Annotated in this window: 18 protein-coding genes; 6 read left to right on the forward strand and 12 right to left on the reverse strand. The window is 75.4% G+C overall.

All coding sequences use genetic code 11. The features are described 5' to 3' along the window. Window positions 1-29: 29 nt before the first annotated feature. From RMN57_RS03570 to RMN57_RS03585, 4 genes are all read right to left on the reverse strand, one after another. Window positions 30-1,121: an alpha/beta hydrolase gene (locus tag RMN57_RS03570; RefSeq protein ID WP_313761881.1), complete on the reverse strand. Its 1,092-nt coding sequence runs from the start codon at window positions 1,119-1,121 to the stop codon at window positions 30-32. A 245-nt stretch (window positions 1,122-1,366) separates the two neighbouring features. Further along, window positions 1,367-3,211, reverse strand: a complete 1,845-nt coding sequence (locus RMN57_RS03575; RefSeq protein WP_313761882.1) for a S8 family serine peptidase — start codon at window positions 3,209-3,211, stop codon at window positions 1,367-1,369. 254 nt (window positions 3,212-3,465) lie between these two features. Further along, entirely contained in the window at window positions 3,466-4,218 is a 753-nt protein-coding gene (locus tag RMN57_RS03580) for an alpha/beta fold hydrolase (protein WP_313761883.1), read from the reverse strand. A gap of 190 nt (window positions 4,219-4,408) precedes the next feature. Next, window positions 4,409-5,101: an AAA family ATPase gene (locus RMN57_RS03585; RefSeq protein WP_313767704.1), complete on the reverse strand. Its 693-nt coding sequence runs from the start codon at window positions 5,099-5,101 to the stop codon at window positions 4,409-4,411. Window positions 5,102-5,284: 183 nt separating this feature from the next. Between RMN57_RS03585 and RMN57_RS03590 the strand changes: the two genes are divergently transcribed. The 3 genes from RMN57_RS03590 to RMN57_RS03600 all read left to right on the forward strand — a co-directional run bounded on the left by RMN57_RS03590 (window position 5,285) and on the right by RMN57_RS03600 (window position 8,345). Next, window positions 5,285-6,904 carry an AMP-binding protein gene (locus RMN57_RS03590; RefSeq protein WP_313761884.1) on the forward strand — a complete coding sequence of 540 codons (1,620 nt, stop codon included), beginning with the start codon at window positions 5,285-5,287 and terminating at the stop codon, window positions 6,902-6,904. Between the two features lie 200 nt (window positions 6,905-7,104). After that, window positions 7,105-7,332: a hypothetical protein gene (locus RMN57_RS03595; protein ID WP_313761885.1), complete on the forward strand. Its 228-nt coding sequence runs from the start codon at window positions 7,105-7,107 to the stop codon at window positions 7,330-7,332. 203 nt (window positions 7,333-7,535) lie between these two features. Continuing rightward, window positions 7,536-8,345 (forward strand): alpha/beta hydrolase, encoded by an 810-nt coding sequence (locus RMN57_RS03600; protein WP_313761886.1) that lies wholly within the window; start codon window positions 7,536-7,538, stop codon window positions 8,343-8,345. Window positions 8,346-8,429: 84 nt separating this feature from the next. On the opposite strand, the gene RMN57_RS03605 is transcribed toward RMN57_RS03600, so the two are convergent. The 3 genes from RMN57_RS03605 to RMN57_RS03615 form a co-directional block, all read right to left on the reverse strand. Then, window positions 8,430-9,416, reverse strand: coding sequence for an ABC transporter ATP-binding protein (locus RMN57_RS03605; RefSeq protein ID WP_313761887.1), 987 nt, complete (start codon window positions 9,414-9,416; stop codon window positions 8,430-8,432). Between the two features lie 109 nt (window positions 9,417-9,525). Further along, window positions 9,526-12,516 carry a hypothetical protein gene (locus RMN57_RS03610; RefSeq protein WP_313761888.1) on the reverse strand — a complete coding sequence of 997 codons (2,991 nt, stop codon included), beginning with the start codon at window positions 12,514-12,516 and terminating at the stop codon, window positions 9,526-9,528. Next, complete coding sequence (locus RMN57_RS03615; protein ID WP_313761889.1) at window positions 12,513-15,884, reverse strand: FtsX-like permease family protein; 3,372 nt, start codon at window positions 15,882-15,884, stop codon at window positions 12,513-12,515. Before RMN57_RS03615 ends, RMN57_RS03610 begins: the two co-directional genes overlap by 4 nt. Before the next feature lie 369 nt (window positions 15,885-16,253). Between RMN57_RS03615 and RMN57_RS03620 the strand changes: the two genes are divergently transcribed. Beyond that, window positions 16,254-16,976 carry an ABC transporter ATP-binding protein gene (locus tag RMN57_RS03620; RefSeq protein WP_313761890.1) on the forward strand — a complete coding sequence of 241 codons (723 nt, stop codon included), beginning with the start codon at window positions 16,254-16,256 and terminating at the stop codon, window positions 16,974-16,976. A 93-nt stretch (window positions 16,977-17,069) separates the two neighbouring features. On the opposite strand, the gene RMN57_RS03625 is transcribed toward RMN57_RS03620, so the two are convergent. Next, on the reverse strand, window positions 17,070-17,345 hold the full coding sequence (locus RMN57_RS03625; RefSeq protein WP_313761891.1) for a hypothetical protein: 276 nt from the start codon (window positions 17,343-17,345) through the stop codon (window positions 17,070-17,072). Between the two features lie 116 nt (window positions 17,346-17,461). Next, window positions 17,462-18,094, reverse strand: coding sequence for a DUF3105 domain-containing protein (locus tag RMN57_RS03630; RefSeq protein WP_313761892.1), 633 nt, complete (start codon window positions 18,092-18,094; stop codon window positions 17,462-17,464). Between the two features lie 595 nt (window positions 18,095-18,689). Between RMN57_RS03630 and RMN57_RS03635 the strand changes: the two genes are divergently transcribed. Together RMN57_RS03635 and RMN57_RS03640 are read left to right on the forward strand one after the other, a co-directional pair. Then, on the forward strand, window positions 18,690-19,895 hold the full coding sequence (locus tag RMN57_RS03635) for a hypothetical protein (RefSeq protein WP_313761893.1): 1,206 nt from the start codon (window positions 18,690-18,692) through the stop codon (window positions 19,893-19,895). A gap of 51 nt (window positions 19,896-19,946) precedes the next feature. Beyond that, on the forward strand, window positions 19,947-22,172 hold the full coding sequence (locus RMN57_RS03640; protein WP_313761894.1) for a tetratricopeptide repeat protein: 2,226 nt from the start codon (window positions 19,947-19,949) through the stop codon (window positions 22,170-22,172). An 86-nt stretch (window positions 22,173-22,258) separates the two neighbouring features. Here the strand turns inward: RMN57_RS03640 and RMN57_RS03645 are convergent, their stop codons facing one another. The 3 genes from RMN57_RS03645 to RMN57_RS03655 all read right to left on the reverse strand — a co-directional run bounded on the left by RMN57_RS03645 (window position 22,259) and on the right by RMN57_RS03655 (window position 24,615). After that, window positions 22,259-23,488, reverse strand: a complete 1,230-nt coding sequence (locus RMN57_RS03645; protein WP_313761895.1) for an MAB_1171c family putative transporter — start codon at window positions 23,486-23,488, stop codon at window positions 22,259-22,261. After that, on the reverse strand, window positions 23,481-24,113 hold the full coding sequence (locus RMN57_RS03650) for a ParH-like protein (protein ID WP_313761896.1): 633 nt from the start codon (window positions 24,111-24,113) through the stop codon (window positions 23,481-23,483). Before RMN57_RS03650 ends, RMN57_RS03645 begins: the two co-directional genes overlap by 8 nt. Before the next feature lie 82 nt (window positions 24,114-24,195). After that, window positions 24,196-24,615, reverse strand: a complete 420-nt coding sequence (locus tag RMN57_RS03655; RefSeq protein ID WP_313761897.1) for a helix-turn-helix domain-containing protein — start codon at window positions 24,613-24,615, stop codon at window positions 24,196-24,198. Between the last annotated feature and the right edge of the window lie 122 nt (window positions 24,616-24,737).

Genomic DNA, 24,737 nt, shown 5'->3' on the forward strand with positions numbered 1-24,737 from the left:
GCTCACGGGCCGGCCCGGCACGCGGACGGTCACGGGCCGACCGGGCGCGCGGACGGTCGCGGACTGGCCACCCGCAGTTCCCGCACCACGTCCGTGACCACGCCGACCACGAACTCGGGCGCCTCCCGCGGGAAGTCGTGGCCGGTGCCGTCCGGCGTGTGCACCAGCCGGGAGGCCGTCGACGCCGCCAGGTACCGGACCCTGCTCCGGAGGTAGAAGCCGCTGATCCGCTCGGCCTCGACCGCGTCCCGGGCACCGGCCAGCACCGCCTCGCCGCCCACGAGGTCCCGGGGTATCACCAGTACCAGCGGCAGGTCCCCGAGATCCCCGTCGTACACCACGGTCTCCCAGCCCACCCCGGCCAGACCGGACGGCGAGAGCTCGGCGAAGATCGATGCCGCGGCGCAGTGCTGTCCGCTCCGGCCGCCGGCGCCGCGGTGTGCGCCGAACAGGTGCCGCACCGCCTCGCGCAGGAAGCCCCGGCGCATCCCCGCGACCAGCGGGTTGGGCGGCGCGAAGGCGATGACCTCCAGCGGCGTCGGGTCCAGCAGCACGACCCCGGCCACCAGGTCCGGGTGGCGCCTGGCCACGTTCGCGACCAGCAGTCCGCCGAAGGAGTGGCCGACGAGCACGAAGGGGGGCCGCTCGCCCGCCGCGGCCAGCGCGGCCGGCAGCTCCTCGGCCTCCGCGGCCGTCGTCCGGGGGAAGGGGCCGACCTCGCTCCAGCCCGTGCCGAACCGGTCGACCAGCACCGAGCGGGTCCGGGCCGCCGTCATCGTGTGCAGCCGGCGGAACTCCTCGCCGGGCGCGTGTCCGCCCGGCACCCAGACCACGGTCGGCCCGCCCCCGGCGTCCCCCTCGGCGAGCAGGTGCATCCGGTGGCCGCCCACGTCGACCAGCGTCCCCGGCGCCGGGCGCGCCCTCGCCTCGCGGGCCGTCAGCACCAGGTGCCGCACGGCCCCGGCGAGCAGCACCGCACCGACGGCCACCAGCAGAGCACCGAGTGCCACCGCCCAGGTCGCCCCCAGTGCGAGGAGGCCGCCGCCCACCCCGGCCACCACCAGCGCGACCGGCACTCCCGCCCAGTCGCGGCTCAGGAACGCGAGTAAGGAGTTCGCCAACCGTCCGTCCCGGCGCATCGGTCCTCCGCAGCAGCAGAATCCGACAACTGACCCTGCCCCTCATCCTTCCCCGTCCGCCCCGCGCCCTCACCCCACTGCCTGCCCGGAACGCACCGCGCACGCCCGGGAACCCCGGGTGGTCGCCCGGGCCCTGTCCGGCCGACGGCGTGCCGGCGCCGCAACGGCGTGCGCTCCGCCGCCCGGAGGGGGCGGCGGAGCGCGGGTGGGTGGTGCCGGCGGGTTGCCTAGAAGGTGAGGTTCCAGGCGTCGACGGTGCCGACGTCGCCCGAGGCGCCGTCCTTGACCCGGAGCTTCCAGGTGCCGTTCGCCGCGCTCGCCGAGGCGTCCACGGTGTACGTCTTGGCGACGTTGTCGGCGCTGTCGCTGTTCGGGAAGTCCTCCAGGAGGTAGACCGCGCCGTCGGGGGCCACCAGCGAGATCACCAGGTCACCGCGGTAGGTGTGCTTGATGTCCACACCGACCTTGAGGGTGGCCGGGGCGTTGCCGGTCACGCCGGTGACGGCGATCGGGCTCTCCACGGTGGCGTTGTCGGTGATCGCCACGTCGGAGAGGTTCTCGAAGTACTTGCCGGTCGGGGGGACGCTCCCGCCGACCGCCTTCAGCGCGTCGACCTGGCCCTCACCGAAGAAGCCGTTGTTCGCGGTGGTGCCGGTGCAGCGGCTGTCCGAGGGGCAGGCCAGGTCGTTGGCCTGGGCGGCCAGCTTGGCCCGGATGTCCGCCGGGGTGAACGTCGGGTTGGCGCTCGCGATCAGCGCGGCCACACCGGTGACGTGCGGGGACGCCATCGAAGTGCCGCTCTTGGAGCCGTACTTGCCGCCGGGCAGGGTGGAGTAGACGCCGGTCGCGCCGTCTCCGCCCGGGGCCGCGACGTCGATGACGCCCCGGCCGAAGTTGGAGTAGGACGCCTTGCCGCTGCCGCTGCCCGTGGCAGCGACCGTCACCACGCCGGGCAGCTCGGTCGGGATGTCGAGGCAGGCGTTGGTGATGGTCCGGGTGACCGGGGTGGAGTCGTTGGGGCTCTCCGAGTCGGTCGTCTTGTTCGCCAGGTCGTAGTTGGAGTTGCCGGCGGCGGCGACCTGCAGCGAGCCCTTGCCCTCGGCGTACTCCTGGGCGCGCTTGACGCCCTCGATGATGGCCGCCTGGTCGAGGTTGTCCGGGCAGTTGAACTGCCACGGGTCGGTGTAGTAGCTGTTGTTGGTCACCTTGAAGCCGTGGTCGCCGGCCCAGACGAAGCCGCAGACAGTGTTCTCGGCGTAGAACAGCGTGGAGCTCGGCTCGGCGATCCGGACCGAGGCGATCTTCACGCCCGGGGCCACGCCGACGACGCCCTTGCCGTTCTTGGCGGCGGCGATGGTGCCGGCGACGTGGGTGCCGTGGGTGTCGACGTCGCGCCAGGCGCCGGTGCGGGTGTCGGCCTTGCCGTAGGCGCAGGAGGCCGAGTCGGCGGCGTCGAAGTTCGGCGCGAGGTCCTGGTGCTGGTCGTCCACGCCGGTGTCCAGCACGCCGACCTTGACGGTGGGCGAACCGGTGCTCACGGCCCAGGCCTGGTCGGCCTTGATCTGGGTCATGTCCCAGCGGTTGGACTCGGTGAGGGTGGTCGCCGACTGGGCGGGGTTGGCCGGCAGGGCGGGGGCGTAGGCGTCGGCCGGCACGTCGGAGGTGCGGGTCGCGCCGACCTTCTGGATGCCCGCGACGACGCGCAGGGCGGTGGCGAACGAGGCCGAGGTCGAGTGGGCGACGACGACGCCGATGGCGTCGTAACTCGCGAAGACCGTACCGCCGTTGGCCGCCACGGCGGCCTTCGCGGCGGTGGTGTCGGCGGGGGCGCTGATGACCAGGTAGGAGCGGGTCCCGGCGGCCCAGCCGGCTGCGGCGCGGGGCGCGGCGGGGGCCGGGGCGGCGGCGGCGCCGGGGACCCGGTCGGCACCGGCCGCGGGGGCGGGGGTCGTGCCGGCGGGGGTGGCGGTCGCCGCGGTGGCGAGGGTGGCGGGGGCGGCGAGCGCCATCGCCGAGAGCGCGGCGAGAGCGGCGGCCGGGCGACCCAGTCGCCGGGATATCAGGGGTGACAAGTGCGTCCTCCGATCGGCCCGCGTGTGAGGGGATCACGCAGGTGTTGAACGCAACATGCCAGAACCGTGCACACTTGGGGAAGGCTTTACGCATGACGGCTTGTCACAACAGTGTCAACTTTTGATGTCATGACGATCAGCCACCCCGTTTGCGCACCGACCGCCACTGGGCGTGCACCGACCGCCACGGCCGGACCCCGCCGGAGCCGGCCGGCCGGGGCCCGGACCGGCCCCCGACCGGCCGGGCCCCGCGCTCACCCCTCCAGGTGCTCCACCAGCACGTCCAGCACCGCACGGCGCTGCTCCGCCAGATAGAAGTGGCCGCCCGGGAAGACCCGCATCTCGAAGCCGCCGGTGGTATGCCCGGCCCAGTCCTGCACCTCCTCCAGGCTGGCGCGCGGGTCCGCATCACCGGTCAACGCGGTGATCGGCTGCGGCACCACGGCGTCCGGCCCGCACCGGTAGGTCTCGATCGCGGCGTGGTCGGCCCGCAGCGACGGCAGGACGAGCGCACGCAGCTCCGGGTCGTCCAGCACCCGCTGGTCGGTGCCGCCCAGCGCGGCCACCCGCCCGAACAGCTCCTCGTCGGACAGCTTGTGCACGGCCTCGTCCCGGGGGCGGGAGGGCGCCCGGCTGCCGGAGACGAACAGGCGGACCGGCGCGGGCCCGCCGGCGGCGGCGAAGCGGCGGGCCACCTCGAAGCAGACCGCCGCGCCCATGCTGTGCCCGAAGAGCGTCAGCGGCCGGTCGGCCCAGGGCAGCAGCGCCCGGTGGACGCCGTCGGCGAGCTCCGCGATCGAGTCCACGACCGGCTCGTGGTACCGGTTCTGCCGACCCGGGTACTGGACGGCGAGCACGTCGGCGTACGGCGACAGCTCGGCGGCCCAGTCGAAGAAGTAGGTCGCCGTGCCGCCCGCGTGCGGGAAGAGGACGACTCGCGCGGGCGCGGTGTCGGCGGGGTGGAAGCGGCGGAACCAGGAGTTCGTGGTGGCGGTGGTGCCGGGCATGCGAAGCGGCCTCTCTGCGACGGGAATCGGTTGATCACTTCCTCCCCAGTCTCCACTCCGCCCACTCCCACCGCTCCGGCCCCCTCCTGACCGTCCGTCCGAACCGGAGCGGTCACGGCGGATCGGTCACGGCGGGACGGCGCGGGGCGGGACGGCGCGGGGGCGTTGCAGAGCGGCGCGGCGCCGGCGGCTACCGCCCGGCGGGCGGCGGCCCGAAGCGGGCGGCGGCGGCCCGCGCGCGGGAGACGTGGTCGAGCAGGAGGACGGAGGCCGCCTCGGGGGTGGGGGTCGGGGCTCCGCCCCGGGCGTGCCGGGTCAGCCCGGCGATCAGGCGGTCGAGCCCGCGGCGGTGCCGCGCGAAGGCCCGGCGCGGTGCCCAGCGGCCCCGCTCGCGCTGCCCGGCGAGGGCGGTGACGGCACCCACGTCCAGCAGCACGAGGTGCAGGACGCGGCCCTGGCGGCCGGCCTCGCGGGCGAGCCAGCGGCGCATCCAGGCCCGGCTGCCGCAGTCGTGCACCAGCAGCGGTCCGCCCCGGCGGACCGAGGCGCGCAGCAGGCGGAAGTGCTCCAGCCGCGCCCACGGCCGGTAGACCGCGTACGGCAGAGCAGCCGGCATCAGCGCCTCGCAGGCCTCGTGGACGGCGCGGGGGTCGACGGTGGCGACCGCGGGGGCCTGCTCCGACCAGCGGCGCAGCAGGGTGCTCTTGCCGCTGCCGGGGAGGCCGGAGACGACCACGACGGCGTCCGGCGGGTAGTGGACGGCGAAGGAGGCTCCCGCCTCGCCCCGGAGGTCGACCAGGCCCTGCGGTTCCATCGCTGCCTGCGCCCCCTGCCGTCCTGCGGTCTGCCCGCCCGGCGCGGTCGGCGTGGTCGGCGTGTTCATCGTGCTCACTTCCCCGGTCTCTACCCGAGCCGGAACCTTAACAACACCGGCCCGCTCCCGGCGCGCCCGGACCCGCGGGGCGCGCCCGCGGACGCACCCCCGTACCCTGCGCACGCCGACCACCCGGCGATGTGATGCACTGTCAGCTCATTCGGACGGACGGGCACCGGCGGAGGACGGGACGTGACGGGGACGCTGGTAGCGGGGGCGGGCGCCGGGCCCGGGGTGGCGACGTACACCGCCATGGTGCTGGACGGACTGGCCCGCGCACCGGAGCGGGTGGCGATCCGCCACGGGGAGGGTGCGGTGACCGCCCGGGAGTGCCTGGAGACGGTGTACCGGCTGGCCCGCGCGCTGGCCGCGGCCGGGCTGGGGCGCGGCGACGGGGTCACCCTGCTGGCCGGGAACACCCCCGAGGCACTGCTGGTGCGGCCGGCCGCGAACCTGATCGGCTGCCGGGTCGCGGTGCTGCACGCCGACCGCCCGGTGGCGGACCTCGTCGCCCTCGCCGAGAACGCGCGGACGGCGGCCCTCGTCTTCGACCCGGCCCGGGGCACCGGCGCGGCGCGCCGGATCGCGGCGGCGCTGCCGGAGGCGCTGGTGCTGGCACTCGGTCCGAGCGCGTTCGGTGCCGACCTGCTGGAGCTGGCCGCCCCGCTCTCCCCCGCCCCGCCGGCCCCCGCGTACCGGCCGGACGACGTGATGGCGGTGCGCTTCACCGCCGGCTCGACCGGCCGGCCCAAGGGCGTCCGGCGCCGCTTCGCCCGGCCGCCGCGACCGGAGCTGATCGCCGCGTCCACCTTTCTGCTCTGCACCGCGCTCGGCCACGGCGGCGGCACCACGGCCGATCTGGCACTGGCGGCGGGCGGCACGGTCGTCCTGCAGGACGGGTTCGCGGCCGGGGCGGTGCTGGAGGCGATCGAGCGGTACCGGGTGTCGCGGGTCTACCTGCCGCCGCACCTGCTGTACCAGGTCCTCGACCACCCCGCGCTGCCCGGCACCGACACCGGGAGCCTGCGCCGCGTCACCTACACCGGTTGCGCGGCGGCCCCGGAGCGCCTGGCGGAGGCCACCCGCCGGCTGGGCCGGGTGATGCACCAGACCTACAGCCTGACGGAGGCCGGTCCGGTGACCAGGCTGACGCCGGACGAGCACCTCGATCCGCGGCTGCTCCGCACCGCCGGGCGGCCCCTGCCCGACACCGAGGTGCGGATCGTGGACGAGGCGGGCGCGCTGCTCCCGGTGGGCGCCCTCGGCGAGATCTGCGTCCGGACGCCGACGGCGATGACGGGCTACTGGCGGGACCCGGAGCTCACCGCGCGGGTGCTGCGGGACGGCTGGCTGTACACCGGCGACCTGGGCCGGCTGGACCGGTCCGGCTACCTGACCGTGGCCGGGCGGCGGGATGCGATGGCGATCGTGGACGCGCACAACATCTATCCGCACGACGTCGAGGAGCCGCTGCTGGCGCACCCGGCGGTGCGGGAGGCGGTGATGTTCGCGACCACCGGCCGGGACCGGCTGGAGCGGGTGCACGCCGCGGTGACCACCGCGCCCGGGGCGCCGGTGACGGAGCGGCAGCTGCACCGGTGGATGCAGGAGCGCGGCGGTCCGCTCTGCGATCCGACGACGATCCTGGTGCTCCCGGAGTTGCCGCTGGCCGAGACGGGGAAGCCGGACCTCGCGGCGCTGCGGGCACTGCTGCCGGAGGCCGAGCCGGGGTCGGGAGAAGGAGCGGGGTCGGAAGCGGGAGCGGAACCGGGGCCGGGGCCGGGGCCGGACGGCAGGGCCCAGGCCGGGTAGGGCGCCGGGCGTGCAGACCGGCGTGCGGGCGGATCCGGGGGCGCACGAAGGAAGGCATCGTACGCCCGGACGCCTCCAACGCCCGCGTGCGCGCCCGACACCGCAGCGGGCGGCCGGCGAAACCGCCCGTGTCCGCTCGACCTCACGGACCGACGTGCCGATACCCCTCTCGCACCGTCCGTCCCCAGGAGGCACCTTCCGTGACCTGGCTCCGCGTCCTGACCGCGCTCGGCATCCTCGCCGTGGCGGCCAGCGCCCTGCTCGTCTTCGCCCTCTGCACGGCCGCCGCCCGCGGGGACCGCACCGCCCGGGACGACGGCGGCGAAGGAGCGGAAGAGGAGGGCGGCAGAGGCCGGGGCGGACCGCCGGACACCCTGCGCGACGACGCCGAGCGCAGCGGCCTGTTCCGCCGCCCCGGCGAGAGCTGACGGACCCGCGGCGGCGCCGAGCGGGCCGGGATGCCCACCGCGCCGGACGAGGCCCGCGTCGTCCCACCGCGCCGGACGAGGCCCGCGTCGTCCCACCGCGCCCGCGGGCCTCACCGCCCGCGACATGCCGCACCCGGCCCAAGGTGGCCGTCCCGGGGGCGGCCGGGCGGGAGACTGCGGGAGTCGAACGAGACGGAGGGGCCATGAGCGGCACCGCACCATTCACCGCGTGGGACGTCCGGGAGTCGGGTCCCGCCGACGCCCCGCAGCGCGTCCTGCTGTTGCCCGGCGCGCTGTGCAGCACAGCCTTCTTCGAGGACATGATGGCCGCGCCGCCGCTCGCCGGGGCACCGGTCCGGCTGATCGCGGCGACCGTCCCGGGCTACGCCGGCACGGCCGCGCCGGAGGACGTGTCGATGGAGAACTACGCGGCGCTGGCCGGCGCCTTCGCGGCCGAGCACGGGTGCACGGCCGTGGTCGGGCACAGCATCGGCGCGAACATCGCGATGGAGATGGTGGCCGGCGGCCGCTTCTCCGGGCCGGTCGTGCTGCTCTCGCCGACGTTCTCGCGGCCGGACGAGTCCAGGGCACTGGCGGTCACCAACACGCTCGGGCACGTGCCCGGCCTCGGTGGCCCGGTCTGGTCGGGGATGCTCCGGCTCGCGCCCAAGGCGTTGGCGAACGAGATCCCCGAGCACCGCCGGGCCGCCCTGCTCGCGGACCTGCAGAAGAACTCCGCCCCGTTCTGCCGCCGGGCGATGGCCGAGTACTTCGCGTACCTGGACCGCCACGGTTCGCTGGTACCGCTGCTGCGCGACTCCGGCGCCCGGGCCCGGGTGATCCGCGGCGAGCACGACGACGTGGGGCTGACGGACGAGGAGCGCACCGCGCTGGAGGCCTGCCCCTCCGTCGACCTGCGGGTGGTCCCGGACGCCGGGCACCTGCTGATGGTGCAGCAGCCGGAGGCGGTGGCCCGCCTGGTCGCCGATGCCGTGCTGGGCACGGATCGTTGACGGCCGCGCGCAGCCGGGGCCCTGTCGGCCACCGGTAGGCCGGGGGCCTGCGACCGGCCCGCCCCCGGCCTACCGTCACGGGGTTCAGTGGCCGGGGATGTCGTCCGGGCGGACCTCGATGTGGTCGGCGGCCAGGTCCACCGCGACCCGGTGCTCCATGCCGAGCGCCTCCAGAAACTTGACCGGCAGCTGCACCCGGCCGGTCCGGTCCAGCATCACGTACTCGCGCTCGTTGACCGACTCCTCGCCGTGCTCGTCCGTCACCGTCCGGCGCAGCACCTCGCTGCTGGTGCGGCCGTCGCGGATGGCGACCGTGCGGCGGACCTCGCCCGCCACCATCGGGTCGTGGGTCACGATGACGACGGTGGCGCCGAGTTCGCGGTTGACGGTGCGGAAGGCCTCGAAGATCGCGGCGCCGGTCTCCGAGTCGAGCTCGCCGGTGGGCTCGTCGGCGAGCAGCACCGGCGGGTTGTTGGCCATCGCCACGGCGATCGCCACGCGCTGCTGCTGGCCGCCGGACATCTCACGTGGGCGGCGGTGGGCGAGGTCGCCGATCTCCAGCGCCTCCAGCAGCTCGGCCACCCGGGCGGCCTTCTGCCTGCTGCCGAGCCCGGCCTTGCGGCCGCGCAGCTGCATCGGCAGGGCGATGTTCTCGGCGGCGGTCAGGAAGGGCAGCAGGTTCCGTGCGGTCTGCTGCCAGATGAAGCCGACGACCTCGCGCCGGTAGCGCAGCCGGTCGCGGGCCGACATCTCCAGCAGATCCCGGCCGGCGACGGTCGCGGTGCCGGCGGTCGGCACGTCGAGCCCGGCCAGGATGGTGAGCAGGGTGGACTTGCCGCTGCCGGACGCGCCCACCAGCGCCACCAGGTCGCCCTGCTGGATGGTCAGCTCCAGGCCCTGGAGCGCCTGCACCTCGATGCCCTCGGTGGAGAAGATGCGCACCAGGCGGTCGCAGACGATCGCCGCGTCCCCGCCGGGGGCCTTGGGCCGGGCGGCGGCGAGCGCGCGCTCCTGGAGCTCCTGGAGGCTGGGGGCCGGCTCGACCGTCCGGCTCTGGGGGAGGCTGTTCACCGCTGGTCTCCTGTCGCCGCTGCGCCGGGGCGCGCCTGTGTCCGCGGGGGCCGCGGGCCGATTCCCTTGCCGCCCGCCCGGTCGTGCGGCCGGGCCCGTCCACTGTTCGTCAACGCTGGTCCCCCACCCGCAGTTCGGTGGCGATGTGCCGCCGTCCGGCGATCAGCGCCTCGGCGAGCACGCCGGCGGTGACCAGGGCCACCAGTCCGAGCACCTGGCGCAGGACCGGCAGCACCGCGGGCTCCAGCCCCGGCGGGACCTCCGCGCCGACCAGGAGGGAGAGGTCGAACGCCGGGCCGAGCAGGGCCACCGCGGCCAGCGCCACCAGGCCGCCGCCGACGGCGGCGACGAGGGTCTGCGGCACGGTCTCGGCGAGGATCAGGGCCAGGCCCTGCCGGGGGCGCAGGCCCATGGTGCGCAGCCGGGCGAGCAGGGCGGCGCGTTCGGGTGCGGTCCGGACCAGCGTCAGCAGGACGGCGAGCAGCGCGAACCCGGCGGCGCCGATCACGGCGGCCCAGAACAGCCGGCCGGCCGAGCGCTGGAGCGGGTCGGCGGCGAACTCGGCGGCCAGGGTGCCGCTGGTGCGCACCAGGTAGCCGCTCGGTACGGCGTCGGCCTCGGCGGCGTCGTCACCACCGGTGTTCGGGCCGGCGCCGGCCGGCGGCGCGGCCGCCCCGGACGCGGACGCGGTCGCGGTCGGGGACGCGGACGCGGTCGCGGACGCGGACGCGGACGGCGAACCGGACGCCCCGGCGGGGAGGGGCGTTCCCTGGCGCTCACCGAAGGAGACCTGCCAGGCCATCGGCGGCGCGAGCTCACGCACCACCCGCTTCAGCTGCCGCTCGTCGATGTCGCCCACCCCGAACCAGAGGTTGGGCTGCCCGAGTTCGGCGTGCTGCGCGACCGCGGGCCCGGACGGCAGCACGACGAACTTCCGGTCGTCGCCGATCAGCGCGGGCGTGGCACCGATCCGGCCGGCGACCGTGGCCTTGAGCTCCCAGCCGCTGGGCAGCCGCAACCGGTAGTCGTCTCCGCCGAGCTGCTTGCCCAGCGCGGTGCTGAAGAGGGCGGGCAGCGGCGCGTCGGGACCGCCTGCACCGCCGGCGAGGAGGGCCGGGTCGAACGCGCCGCGGCCGACGCTCCTGGACAGCTCGGCGTAGGCCTGCGGGTCGACGACCAGGGCGCTGACCCGGACCGGCCCGGCGTCGCTGCCGAGGAGGAAGACCTCGCTCTCCCACCAGACACTGGTGGCGAGCCGGACGCCGGGCATGGCGGCGGCGGCCTCGGTGAACTTCGGCGGCAGCGAAACACCGGTGGGGGTGCTCACGGCCGCGTCGCCGCCGACGACGCCCCGGGCGGCGCGCACCCGGGTGCTGTCGACCGCGTCCAGCACCGTGGCACCGAAACCCGCCGTGGTGACGGCCAGGGTCAGCGCGATCAGGGGCAGCAGCGAGGGCCGGGCCCGGCCGCCGGTGCCGCGGGCGGCGCGGGCCAGCCCGAGGAAGCCGATCAGACCGGGGCGCCGTCCGGCCACCCGGGCGAGTGCCCCGACCACGGCCGGCTGGAGCCTGGCGAGCGCGAGACCGCCGGTGACGGCGAGCAGCAGCGGGGCCGCGACCAGGAGCACGTCGGGCTCCTGTCCGGCCGGCGCGACGCCGCGTCGGCGGACCTCCAGCACGGCCGCGGCGGTGACGGCCAGGACCAGGAGTTCGCCGACCAGTCGACGCGCCCCGCCCGTCCGGCGCGGCTTGGACCAGAAGGTCGCCGCGCGGACGGGGAAGCCCAACAGCGCGATCAGGGTGACGGCGAGGGCGGCCAGGACGGCTTCCGTCCAGCGCGGGGTCCGTACCAGCCAGAGGGCCAGCGCGGTCGCCGCCGCGGCGGCGGGCAGCACCGTCACCGCGCCCTCCCCGATCAGCCGCAGCAGGACGCCGCCGCGGGAGCCGCCGCGGGCCTGGAGCAGCCGCAGTTCGGCGGTGCGCCGGTCGGCGGTGAGGCCGGCGGTCAGGAAGAGCACGACGGCGCCGACGCCGGCCAGGCCGGCGGGGCCGATCGCGGCGAGCGGTGCGGCTGCGTTCTGCCGGGCGACGGCCTGGTCGAACGCGACGGGCAGCTGCGAGGTGATGGTCAGGTCTTCCCGGCCGGTGGAGGTGGCCAGCACGCCGCGGGTGGGGCCGCTCAGGAATCCGGTGATCTCCCGGCCGGTCTCCGGCAGGTTGCGGGCGTGCAGGGCGCCGGTGTCGACGGGCAGCCGCCAGAAGTCGGTGGTGTGGACGCCCCATTCGGCGAGTCTGCCCATCCCCTCGACGGAGACGAGACCGTCGGTCGCGAAGAAGACGTGGGGGTTGCCCTGTGCGCAGGCGTGGTCGAAGCAGCCGAGGTCGGCCCAGTACGGGTCGTTCGGGTCGTTGACGTTGTAGAGGCCGGTCACGCGGGCGAGGACCCGGTCGGCCTCGCTCTCGCCGCCGAGGAGGATGTCGCCGAGGTGGATGCCGATGGTGGCGGCCGCGCTCCTGTTGAGCGCGACCGGCACCGGGTCGGCCGGGCCGCCGGCGCCCGCCTGGCCGGCCGGCAGGCTGCCGGCGCCGGTCGGCCAGCTCCCGGCCACCAGGGTGACCCGCTCGGTGATGCCCGGCAGGTACATCAGGCCCAGCTTCGGCGAGACCTCGCCGGGGCGGGCGTAGTCGAGGTTGGCGAGCGGGCGGGGCTTGTCGGCGCGCGCCCCGTACACCGGGCCCGGCCCCCCGTAGCGGAACGTCGTTCCAGGGCGGGACTCCAGCTTCCGGGCGACCTCGTCGAGGTCGGCGGCGTCGGCCCGGGGGTCGGAGGTGGCGTACGGGTGGCTGGAGGTGGCGAGCAGGTTGTTCCAGGACGGGCCCCGGTCGCGCAGGAACTGGTGCAGCGCGTCGTCCGTCCCCCGGTCGAGGGCACGCGGGAAGGCCGCGGCGAGGAGGACGGTGCCGAACGCGAGCGCCGCCATGAGCAGGGCGGCGACCCGCCCCGACCGCAGCCGGGTGCGGACCCAGGGCGCGGGCCGGTGGGCGGCCGTCGGCCGGGCCCCGGCGGGGCGGGGGGTACGGGTGTCGGCCGGGGTGGTCACATCTCCTCCACGTGCCGCAGCCGGGCGGCCACGTCTCGACGGCTGCGTCCGATCAGGAAGGCCGACAGCAGGGGTACGACGCCGATCGCGGCCGTGAGCAGCAGCGACCAGCCGAGCGGCAGGTCGACCAGCACCTCGGGGACCGGCCGGCGGGCCGCCGGGGTGAGCACCAGGAGCGGCACGATCAGGCGGACGATCAGGGCGCCGAGGCCGAGGCCGACGAGGCCGCCCAGCAGGACCAGGACGGCCTGTTCGGCGGCGGCGGTGCGGAGCAGCCACCGCCTCGGGGTGCCGAGGGCCAGCAGCACGGTGAACTCGGCGGCACGCTCGCGGGCGGAGGCCGCGGCGGCCGCGGCGAAGCCGATGGCGGCCAGCACGGTGCTGGCCAGGGCGATGGCGGCGAGGGCGCCCTGCGGGGCGGCGCTGAGCGGGTCGGCGAGCAGGCCGTCGGCGACCTCCGAGTCGAGCAGCAGCTGCTGCCCGCCGGGGGTGTCGCGCAGCGCGGCCGCCGCTCGGGCGGGCACCGGGTCGTCCGGCCCGGTGGCGGGCAGCCACCACTCGGTGACGGCGGGCAGCTGGCGGCCGCCGGCGGCGAGCAGGCGTCCGGTGGCGGCGAGGTCGACGACCAGGGTGGTGCTGCCGGCGACCGGCACCGAGTCGACCACGCCGGTGATCCTGACCTTCAGGGCGTTGGCGCCGAGCGTCACCTGGACGGTGTCGCCGACGGCCGCGCCGATGCCGGCGAGGTAGCTGCGGGTGGCGAGGCCGGGCAGTACGGCCGGGGTCTCGGGGCCGGCGGGCACCAGGACGGCCTGGCGGACTCCGGTGTTCCCGGGCGCGTACCGGAGCCCGAACAGGCGTCCCGGCCGGTCCGGCAGGACCTCGGAGCCGGAGCCGGCCTCGCCGGGGGCGGTGCTGGTCCTCCAGGCCAGGCCGGCCGGGGCCGGGACGGCGGTGGCCGGCCCGGTCGCGCTGTCGGCGACGGCGATCCCCCGGACGCTCAACTCCCCGACGAGGGGCGGGCCCTGTTCCGTGCCGAGGGCGAGGACCAGGCCGACGAGGCCGAGCGGTGCGGCGGGGGTGCCGACCGGGGCACCGGCGACGGCGGCGAGGTCGGCGGAGGCCACCGCGCTGCCGCGGGCGGGGACGCCGGTCAGCGGGACGCGGAAGGTGTCGCCGAAGCGGTCCCGCAGCAGGACCCAGGCCTCCGGCGGGAGACCGGCCGCTGCCGACGGCTCGTTGGTGAGGTCGAGGTCGATCCGGGCCGGCGTGCCCGGCAGCGGCACGCCGCCCCCGGCCCCGGCTCCGGCCCCGGCGGACGTGGGCGTGGCCCCGGCTCCGGCCCCGGCAGGCGCGGGCGCGGCGAGCGGGGGCGCGGCGAGCGGGGCGTAGAGGTCCCGGCGGTTCTGCCCGCCGAGCAGGTCGGGGCGGACCGGGACGCGGTCGGCGAAGCCCGCGGCGTCGAGGGCCAGCAGCTGGGCGGGGGCGCCGTCCGCCAGCGAGTACTCCTGGCGGATCACCGGGATCAGCCGGTCACCCCCGGGCAGCGCACCGTACCGGCCGGCCTGGCCCATCGCGGGCAGCTGCGATCCGGTGATCCGCAGGCCGCCAGCGGTGGCGAAGGCCGCCTGGTCGCGCTGGGAGGCGGACCAGGTGCTCTGCTGGCCGAGCGCCAGCACACCGGTGGAGACCGCCAGGACCAGCAGCAGCACCGGGCCGGCGGCGCGGCCGGGGCGGCGGGCGAGCTGCCAGCCGGCCAGGGCGGGCACCAGGCCGCGGCCCCGGGCGGCGATCCGGCCGCCGAGGCGGGCGGCGAGCGGGAGCAGGCGCAGCACCAGCAGGGTGCCGGCGCCGAGTGCCAGGGTGGGGGCGGCGATCAGGACCGGGTCGAGGTTCAGCCGGCCGTCCGCGTCCGCCGACAGCCCGCCCTCGTAGTGGGCCAGTTGGTAGTAGGCGAGGACGGCGAGGCCGACCACCGCGAGGTCGGCGCCGGAGCGTGCCGCGCCGGCGACCAGCGCCTGGCGCCGGCCCGCGCGGCGCAGCACCGCGCCGCCGGCCCCGCGCACCAGCGTCGGCGCGGTGGTGAGCAGGACGCAGGCGAGCGCGCAGGCGGCGGCGATCGGCCAGAGCGTCCAGCTCAGCCCGGTGTCGAGCGGCACCCGGGCGAGCGGGCCGCGGCCGGCGAGCGCGCCGAGCAGCAGCGGCGTACAGAGCGGTGCGAGGAGCGCGGCGGGCAGGGCGAGCAGCAGCGACTCGGTGGCGGAGAAGACGCCGAGGCGGGCTCCGGAGGCGCCGCGCGCGGCCAGCAGGGCGTTCTCGCCCTCCTGCCGGGCGGCCATCAGGTGGACCACCAGCAGCAGCACCGCGCCGGCCAGGACGGCGAGTTGGAGGGCGCCGATCAGCAGGGTGGAGCGGGCGACCAGGGCGCTCGACTCCACTTCCTGGAGGATCACCGGGAGTTCGGTCCGCACCTGCAGCCCGGTCGCCCTGGTGAGGTCGCCCGCGAGGCCGGCGGCGCGGTCCCGGACGGCGGCGGCCTCCGAGTCGCGGAGGCCGGCGAAGTCGGCGCCGAGCAGCCAACCGCGGCTGCTCTGCGGGACGGCGGCGGTGGTGAAGGCGGAGTCGTCGACCAGCAGCGGGCCGTAGGTGGTGAAGCCGCCGGTCTGGATCTCCCGGCCGCCCAGGGTGTCGAGCCGCCAGTAGGTGTCGGCGGGGTCCTGGGCGCGGTAGACGCCGGTGATGCGGACGGTGAGCGTCCGGCCGTCGAGGCGGTCGTCGAGCCTGACCTCGGCGGGCAGGGCCCCGGCGTCGAGGCCGAGCCGGGCCAGCGTGGTCTGCGGCACGGCGACCTCGACCGGCGCCTGGGCGGGGCTGCCCTGGACGGGGCTGCCTTGGGCGGGGCGCTGGACGGCCGCGGGCCAGACACCGGCCAGCAGGCGGGCGCGGCCGCGGTCGAGGGAGGCGAGCAGCGTGAGGTCCGCGGCCTTCGCTCCGGCGGCCGTGCCCGCGGGTGCCGTGGCGGGTGCGGTGGCGGGAACGGTGGTGCCGCCGGCGGCCGGAAGACCGTACGAACGGCTGCGGGCGACGGTGTCGGTCCGCACGGAGATGCCGCCGAAGAGACCGCTGCCGTAGGCGGTGACCGCCGCGTCGTCGGCCGACCGCTTGTCGAGACCGTGCTCGCCGGTCACCAGCACCGTGGTCCGCGCATGGCCACCCCCCTGCAGGGACTGGCGCAGCCCGGCCTCCCCGACCGTACGGTTGAACGCCACCAGCGCGGTGAGCACCGCCGTGGTGATCAGCACGGTGAGCAGGACGGCACCGGCCAGCGGAAGTCGCCCGCGCAACCGGCGCACGACGAAGCCGAGCATCCCGTTCCTCCCCCTGACGAATCCCCCCGGCTACCGCGCAGCGGCCCGACCGACCCGGACAGGGTCCGGCCGGGGAAGAGCGCCCGTCGCGAGCCGGAGTGATGATCACCGGCACTTGATCACCGGATAGCGGACGATGCTGTCAGATTCGTACCCGGAACGGAAGGGACTTGCGCGAATCATGTAACTGATGAGCAAATTCTTCCCATTGAGCATGCGCGGCCATGTTGACGTGCAGTCAGACGGTCATGGACACATCATGGAATTCGCGTTCATGAGTGCCGAACCGCGCCACTGCAGAACGACAGAGCCGCAGAACGACAGAGCCGCAGAACCGCAGAACCGACATCCAGCCAGGGGGGACGCCGAATGACAGAGCAACCGGTCGGTACCGTGACCACGTCCACGACCGCGCCGATGGTGGCCGTCACCGACCTCCGTCACAGCTTCGGCAGCGGCGAGCGGGCCGTGCACGCGCTGCGCGGCGTCTCCTTCTCGATCGGCCGCGGTGAACTGACCGCACTGAAGGGCCGGTCCGGCTCCGGCAAGACCACCCTGCTCAACCTGGTCGGCGGCCTGGACAACCCGACCGGCGGCAGCATCGCCCTGGACGGCACCGAGCTGGCCGGCCTGGACGAGGAGGCCCGGCTGGCGATGCGCAGGGACCGGATCGGCTTCGTCTTCCAGTCCTTCGGCCTGATCCCCGTCCTCACCGCGGCCGAGAACGTCGGCGTGCCGATGCGGCTGCGCAAGGTCCCGAGCGCGCAGCGCGAGGAGCGGGCCCGCACCCTGCTGGCCATGGTCGGGCTGGCCGACCACGCCGACCAGCGCCCCGGCGAACTCTCCGGCGGGCAGCAGCAGCGCGTCGCCATCGCCCGCGCCCTGGCCAACGAACCCGATCTGATCATCGCCGACGAGCCCACCGGCCAGCTCGACTCCGAGACCGGCCGCGCGATCATGCAGCTGCTGCGCGCCGTGGTCCGCAGCGAGGGCGTCACCGCGCTGGTCGCCACCCACGACCCCACCCTGATGGAGCTCGCCGACCGGGTGATCGAGCTCCAGGACGGCCGCATCGTCGAGGCGGCCTCCTGACCGGCCCGGTCCGGGCAGGCCCCGCTGCCCGAACGGGCAGCCCCACCGGGACACCCGCCCGGAGGCCGGCCCGGGACGCGGCCCCGCCCGCCGTCAGAGCGCCTTGAGCGCGGCCTCGCACTCGCGGCAGCGTCTGGTCCGCTGCGAGGGCGGGTACCAGGGGTCCCCCGGCCCGGCCGGCCGGTAGGGCTCCCGCTCCAGATCCCGGGTGTCGATCCCGCAGAAGGTGACCGGGCCCGGGTCCTCCGGCACGTCCGGATCGGGCGGCGCCGCGTGCACCCACCGGACCCGGGCCCCGACGTCGACCTCGCCCGCGTCCAGCACCTCGGTCGACGGCTCCAGCTCGACCAGCACGATCACTCCGCTCATACCTCGACCCTGCGCCCGGACGGAGCCTGCCGCATCCCAGCCCCGCCCGACCCGGCCGGCGCGGACCGGCACGGGGCGGCACCGCCCCCGGCCGAGGGTGCCGGACGCGCCGGACGCTACGGCCTGAGCCCGTCCGTGCACGGGGCGCCGGGCTCCGGTGTCTGCGGCCCCTGCACGTACTGGGCGAGGAAGGCGTCCACGCGGGGGTCGTTCGGGCTGTCCACCACCAGCTGGTTGCCCCAGGCGGTGAGGGTGATCTTCCCCTGCTCCGTCGGGTAGGGGCTCAGGAAGGTGTACGGCTTGCCCTGGACCTTGGCCGCGAGTGCGGCGACGTCGGCCGGGGAGGCCTGGTCGTTGTACGTGATCCAGACGGCGCCGTGCTCCAGGGAGTGGACGGCGTTCTCGTTCGGGACGGGCTCGGTGTAGACGTCTCCGTTGCAGTTGAGCCAGACCGGGCTGTGGTCGCCGCCGACGGGTGGCGTCTGCGGGTACGCCACCGGCGTCTGCACGTGCGTGCGTCCGAGCATCCCGAAGGTCTGGACGCCCGCGATCGGGGCCTTGCTCGTGGGCGCGCTGTCGTCGGCGGTGGTGACGGCCCAGATGCCGCCCGCCAGCACGCCGGCCACGATGAGGCCGGCCACCGCCGAGTACACGATCTTCCGGCGGCGCTTGCGCCGCAGGTCCTCCTCGTGCATCGCCTCGGTTCTGGCACGCCGGTCGTCGGACCGCTTCCTGGGAGCAGCAGCCATGGCCGGGCCCCTCTCGCCGCCGCGCGGGCGCACGGCGCTCACCTCCAGTATCGCCGTCGCGCCTGCGGCCCGCCCGGGGCCGTCACTGCGCATTCCCGCGCCCCTGTGACCGGACCCGTCCCGCGGGATCAGCTCATGTGGATGGTGCCATCCAAAGCACTCCTTTCAGTTTATTAGTTGCCCCTGGACCCCCGAGGCCTCCGCACTGCCGTCGACCTGGAGGTTCCTGATGGAGGCTCAGATCTTGCCCAGGTCGGGGAATTCCGATCCATTGACACGATCACCGCATCCTCATCAGTCTTGGCCCATCGCCCAAGCTGATGTGAATTGCTCTCAACATGCCATTCACATCAGCTGATGGCGCCGTTGAAGACCAGTCACCGAAGGAGGTGTGTGCGATGAAGAAGATCGTCGTCCGCAAGGCCGGCCCGGTCCGCCTGACCAGCGCGGCCCGTGCGCTGTACCTGCCGTGGTCCTGCGCCGTGCAGAACTGACCCGATCCCCCCGGGCAGAGGGGGAACGCGGTGCCGGCCGGACACCACGTCCGGCCGGCACCGCTCCACCCCGCCCCCGCCTACCTCGCGCAGGAGGATCCGTGCACTCCTCCACGGACAGCAGCTCCACCGCCCCCGGACTCGACCTGGACCGGCCGGTACCGCTCCGTCAGCTCGTGTACCTGCCGGAGGCCGACGAGGTCACCATCGGCAGCCCGGAGACCGACACCTACGCCGTCTTCCCCGCCGACGGCGCCGAGTTGGTCCGGATGCTGGCCGAGGGCCTCACGCCCCGCGAGGCCGCCGAGAACTACCGGACCACGCGCGGCGAGAGCGTCGACATCGCCGATCTGATCGAGACGCTCGTCGACCTCGACCTCGTCCGCCCCGGCGGCGACGACGCGGCTGCCGGACCGGTCACGCCGGTGCGCTGGCAGCGCCTGGGCCGCGTGGTGTTCAGCCCACCGGCCCTCGTGGGCTACGCGCTCGTGACGGCCCTCGCGGTGGCCGAGATGATCCGCGTGCCCGAGCTGGTCCCGCGCGTCGACAACCTGTTCTTCAGCTCGTCGTACACCCTCGTCGTGCTGATGCTGTTCGTCGGCCAGGTTCCGCTGCTCGCCCTGCACGAGGCCTTCCACGCCCTGGCCGGCCGCCGGCTCGGCCTGCGCTCGCGGCTCTCGATCGGCCGCCGCCTCGTCTACCTGGTGCTGGAGACCTCCCTCGACGGGCTGGTCGGGGTACCGCGCCGGAAGCGCTACCTGCCCATCATGGCCGGCATGCTGGCCGACGCCCTGGTGATCGCCGTGCTCACCCTGGTCGCCGACGCGACCCGCGACACCGGCGGAGCGGTCGCGTCGCTCTGTCTCGCGATGGCCTACGCCACGGCCCTGCGCCTCGCCTGGCAGGGGTTCTTCTACCTGCGGACCGACGTCTACGTCCTGCTCAGTACGGTCCTGGGCTGCGTGAACCTCCACGCCGCCGCAACCGACGTACTGCGGAACGCCGCTCGGCGGGCGACCGGAAGGCCGCCGCTGGACCTCTCCGCCCACCACCCGGTCGACCGCAGGGTCGCGCGCTGGTACGCCTGGCTGATGCTGGTCGGCTACGCGTTCACCCTCACGATGTTCGCCGGAGTCGTCGTACCGACGGCGTACCGCATGCTGCACGACATGTGGCTGCGCCTGACCGGCCAGGCCTCCCTCGCCGGGCGCCTCGACTCGCTCGCCCTCATGCTGCTCAGTCTCGCGCAGACCGCGGCCGTCGTCGTGCTCGCCGCCCGCGAGCGCCGTGCCGCCCGGTCGGCCTGAGCCCCGCACGCCCCTTCGCCCCTGCGCCACCGCACGAAAGGCAGCTGTGTCATGGCCGAGCACCGCCATCACTGGGTCCGCGCCGCCGGGCGCCCCGCCCGCGTCGACGCCCGCGAACGGCTCGGCCTGCCGCCCGTGCTCGCCGCGGTGAACGCCGACCGCCGGTTGCGCGGGCCCTACACCGCCGTCGGCTCGATCCTGCGGGCGATCGTCCCGGACGCGCTCGCGCGCTGCCCCGAGGCCGTCACCGGGCACGACATCGAGATCCTCTCCACCACGCCGGAACTGCGGGACCTGGTGCCCGCCACCCGCGAGACCCTGACCTCCCTCGCGGTGCCCAAGGAGCGCACCCGCTTCTACTCCGCGCTGCGCACCCTGCGGATCGCCCACGGCCTGGTCGAGTTCCTGGAGGCGTACCTGGGCGCGCTCGGGTCCGGCCCGCGCTCGCTGGTCGTCGACGACGCCCACCGGGCCGACCCGACCGACGCCGAGTTCCTCGCCGTCCTGCTGCGCCGCATCGATCCCGCGCTGCTCACCGTGGTCGTCACCACCGGCAGCGAACCGCCGGAGCGCCCGGCCGGCATCGGGAGCGAGGACCTTCCGACCGCCCTCGCCACCTGGTGCGAGGTGACCGCACCGCCGGACCCCGGCGGCCGGTCCGACCGGGGCCGGTCGGCGCAGGCCCCCTCCCCGGCTGCGGACGGCGCCGCACTCGGCCGCCGCTACGTCGACGGCGACGGCGTCGGCGACGACCCGGACGAGCTCGCCGCCTACCTGGGCCTGTCGCCCACCGAACGCGCCCGGCTGCACGACCTGCGGCGGGCGGAGCTGGAGACGACCGGCGAGTCCTCCCTCCGGCTGGGCGCCATCGCCTGGCACGCGGAACACGGCGGCGACCCGTCCGGCACCGGGGCGGACACCCTGCGGCACGCGCTCGACCACTGCATGGACCTCGGCTACTACCACGCCGTCCTCGACCTCGGGGAGCGCGGCCGGCGGCTGGTCACCCACGAGAGCAACCCGACCCACTGGTGGGCCTTCACCACCAAGATGACCACCTCCTACGCCGCGCTGGGCCTCGCCGAACTGGCACTGCCGCTGTACGACTCGGCCCGGGCCCTCAGCAGCTCACCCGAGGTCCACATGCAGGCCGCGTACGCCACGGCCATGCTCCACACCCGGCACTTCGACGCCGACCGGCGCGACCACCAGCTGGCCCGGAGCTGGGTGAACCAGGCGATCGCCTTCGCCAAGTGGCACCCCGAGCCGAAGGAGCGGGAGGCGCGCGTGGTGTTCAACCGCAACGGGCTCGCGCTCATCGAGGTCCACCAGGGCCGCCTGGAGGAGGCGCTTTCGCTGCTGGACGCCTGCATCGCCCGGCTCGACGAGACCCTGGAGGACCACGAGCACGCGCTGCACCGGTCCGTGCTGCGCTACAACCGTGCGCAGGTGTACGCGGGCCTCGGCCGCCGCACCGAAGCCGTGGCCGACTACACCGCGGTGATCGAGTGCGATCCCAACTACGCCGAGTACTACTTCGACCGCGGCATGCTCTGGCGCGACCTGGGCCGTCCGGAGCAGGCGCTCGCCGACTACGACCGGGCCATCCGGCTCTCTCCGCCGTTCCCCGAGGCGTACTTCAACCGGGCCGACGTCCTGGCCGAGCTCGGCGACACCGAGGCGGCGGTGGCGGACTTCGGCTACGTCCTCCAGCTCGACCCGGCATTCGCCGACGCCCGTCTCAACCGGGCGGCCCTGCTCGTCGAGTCGGGGGAGCACCGGCTCGCCTGGAACGAGGTCCTGGCCGGCCTCGCAACCACTCCGGCCAGCCCGCAGCTCCTCAGCCTGAAGGGTCAGTTGCTGGCCGCCGACGGGGACGCGGACGCGGCCTCCGAAGCCTGGGAGGCCGCCCTCGCCGTCGATCCCGAGTACCCCCAGGCCTGGGCGCTGCGCGGTGAACTCCGTTACCAGCAGGGCGACCTGGACGGCGCGGGCACCGATCTGGCCCGCGCGGTCGAGCTCTCGGGCGATCCCGGCATGCAGTTCAACCTGGCCGTGGTCCACCACGACGCCGGGCGCTACGGCGAGGCGCTACGGCTGCTCGACGAGATCCTCGGCTCGACCGAGGACGTGGACGCCCGTCTGCAGCGCGCCCGTTGCCTGATCGGGCTCGACCGGGCGGACACCGCCAGGGAGGAACTGCTCGCCTGTCTGCAGGCCGATCCGGGCTCGGCCGAGCAGGTGTACGAGCTGATGCCGGACCTGGCCCACGCCTGATCGGGCCCCGGCACCCGGCCGGGCCGCCACCAGCACCGCCCCGCCGCCCGGCCCTGGATGCCGGGCGGCGGGGCGGTCCCACGGGGTCAGCGCTGTACCGCGGCGCGGCCCAGCTCGCCCCGCACCCGGCCGCGGACGTGGGCCACCGCGGGCGAACCGGCGTACGCGGCAGCCACCTTGACGAGCCACGCCGCCTCCTCGCGGACGTCCGCCGCCACCGGGTGCGGCACGCATCCCCCGCCGGGACCGACGGGGAAGCGGTGCCCGGCCCGGGCCGCCTCCAGCCCGGCGGCGATGGCCGCCGCCTCCACCACGGCCGCGAGCTCCTCCCCTTCGGCGGGGCCGACGACCTCCCCCACCCAGAGCGCCACCGCCGGGTGCACGTGGGGGCGGAGGGCGAGCTGGCCGTCCCGGATCTCGATGATCCGCCGGTACAACGCGAACCGGACGTCACCTCGGCGGCGGCCCCTGCGGCCACCGAACAGCCGCTCCGGGGGGACGAGTTCGATCTCCGGCAGCGCCGTCCGCAGCGCCGACCAGAGCGGACCGAGCCGACGGTGGTCACGCCGGGCCCGCGCGCGTCCGGCCCAGTCGGCCCAGGCCGACGCGGTCGCTCCGGCGAAACCCAGCGTGATGCAGACGGCGCCCGCCACCGCGGACACCCTGCTCTCCGCACCGTTCTCACGGCCCGCGGTGAGGACGTTCGCCAGGTCGTGCAGGTTGTCCGCCGTCCACAGCAGGCCCACCAGCGCGCTGAGCGCCATCAGGCGCAGGCCCAGCCGGAGGGCCCCGGGCGGCAGGCGCCGTGCGCAACGCCCGATCAGGGTTCCGAAGACCGCCAGACACCCTGCGGTGTGGACGGCGAAGAGCACGACGTACGCCGCCAGCGCCGGCCTGCCCGCGTCGCCGACGCTGACCACGGAGCCCTCCCGGACGGGCGAGGCGGCGACGAAGGCGGCGATGCCCAGCCCGACGGTGGCGGCCGTGAGGACGGCCTGCCGCCGCACGGCGCGGCGGGCCGTGGCGGCCGGCCGGGTGGCGTGGGCCATCATCGCCAGTGCTCCGGATGCGGCGACCTTCAACTGGTCCGCGATCAGGGTGAGGTGGCTCGGGTCGGGCAGCACGGAGGCCAGCACCGGCGCCGCGGCCGGGGTGCTCGCCGCCATCCCCGCCCCGATCAGCACCCCGCAGGCGTAGCCGTAGCGGAGCGCCGGGTCGGACCGGCGCCCCCGGTCCGCCAGGACCTTCCACACCGTGCCGAGCAGCGCGACCGCACCGGCGAGGCAGCCGGCGACGCCGGCCGACCGGTCACCCACGGCGCGCTGCGCCGCGGCGGCGCGACGGCAGCCCGAAGACGTGACGCAACCGTCGGACCTGGTCGGCGAATTGGCCGACCGCCAGGAAGCACGGCTGGTGCAGTGCGCGGTGCAGTGCGAGCGAGGCGACGAGCTCGGCCTCCTGTTCCTGCCGCTCCGTGTACCCGGAGCGGCCGAGCACCCTGCGCACCAGTTCCTCCGGCAGGCGGGGCGTCAGGACGTGCGGCAGTGCGCTGCCCAGCCCGGCGGCGCCGGTGTGCCCGGAGTTCTCGGTGTGGCCGGAGTTCCTGGAGTGCCCGCTGTGTCCGGAGCCCCCGGTGTGCCCGGAGGCCTCGGTGTGGCCGCAGAGGAGGTGCCCGATCTCGTGCAGCACGATGTGCTGCTGATGCAGTGCCGTGGTGGCGACCGGATAGCCGATGTAGTCCGCCCGGTCGGTACTGATCAGCACCCCGCACAGGGAGGGCTCCGGACCGGACAGCGGCATCAGTTCGATGGGTCGGCCGCGCCGCAGGGCGAGCGCCTCGGTCAGCGCGGGTATGCCGAACGGCTCGGGAAGCGGGATCGACTCCGCGACCCCTCTGCACCGCCGCCAGAGCCCTTGCTCAACCCCACCCGAATACCCCACGATTCGCCCCCCTGGCGTTCGATCGGGAGGCGATCCTACGGACGCGGGAACCCCGAGGGAATCCGCTTCACCGCGAAGGCCGCTACCTGCCGCCGGCCTCCCGGCGGGCGATGGCCTCGATCATGTCGCTGATCGTGCCGAGGCCTTCGGGCGAGAGGGTCACGGCACGCAGGGCGACGTCCCGCACCCCGGCGTTGCGCAGCGCGCCGAGCAGTGCCAGCTCCTCGGCGATCCTGGCACTCTGCCGGTCGTCGAAGAAGTACACGGGCGGCACCTGGAAGAACTGGGCCAGCGCTTCGAGGTGACGCTTCGTCGGGTTGTCCCGGCGGCCGGTCCGGAGCTGCCAGAGGTAGGTGGCCGAAAAGCTCTCCCCGGTCGCCTCGCGGCAGGCCCGGGCGACCTCCTCGTGACTGTACGGTTCACGGTCGGGACGGCGGACCACGTCGAACAACCGGTCCAGCTTCGCTGCGAGCGTGGACGCACCGGATTCTGCTTCGGGCACGGCACACCTCTTCTCTCACCCCGTGCGCACGCTTCGTGCGCAGATGGATCACTCGCGACGGTGCCACATCCTAGTGGGGCTCGGTCGGGTCCGTACGAGTGCGGGCACGCCGCGGCGACGGC

The sequence above is a fragment of the Kitasatospora sp. CM 4170 genome, assembly GCF_032110285.1.
GTDB lineage: Bacteria > Actinomycetota > Actinomycetes > Streptomycetales > Streptomycetaceae > Kitasatospora > Kitasatospora aburaviensis.

Excerpts from the sequence above, each read along its gene's own strand:
- RMN57_RS03580 (WP_313761883.1), bottom strand. The coding sequence starts at position 4,218 with ATGCCCGGCACCACCGCCACCACGAACTCCTGGTTCCGCCGCTTCCAC.
- RMN57_RS03585 (WP_313767704.1), bottom strand. The coding sequence starts at position 5,101 with ATGAACACGCCGACCACGCCGACCGCGCCGGGCGGGCAGACCGCAGGA.
- RMN57_RS03600 (WP_313761886.1), top strand. The coding sequence starts at position 7,536 with ATGAGCGGCACCGCACCATTCACCGCGTGGGACGTCCGGGAGTCGGGT.
- RMN57_RS03615 (WP_313761889.1), bottom strand. The coding sequence starts at position 15,884 with ATGCTCGGCTTCGTCGTGCGCCGGTTGCGCGGGCGACTTCCGCTGGCC.
- RMN57_RS03620 (WP_313761890.1), top strand. The coding sequence starts at position 16,254 with ATGACAGAGCAACCGGTCGGTACCGTGACCACGTCCACGACCGCGCCG.
- RMN57_RS03625 (WP_313761891.1), bottom strand. The coding sequence starts at position 17,345 with ATGAGCGGAGTGATCGTGCTGGTCGAGCTGGAGCCGTCGACCGAGGTG.
- RMN57_RS03630 (WP_313761892.1), bottom strand. The coding sequence starts at position 18,094 with ATGGCTGCTGCTCCCAGGAAGCGGTCCGACGACCGGCGTGCCAGAACC.
- RMN57_RS03640 (WP_313761894.1), top strand. The coding sequence starts at position 19,947 with ATGGCCGAGCACCGCCATCACTGGGTCCGCGCCGCCGGGCGCCCCGCC.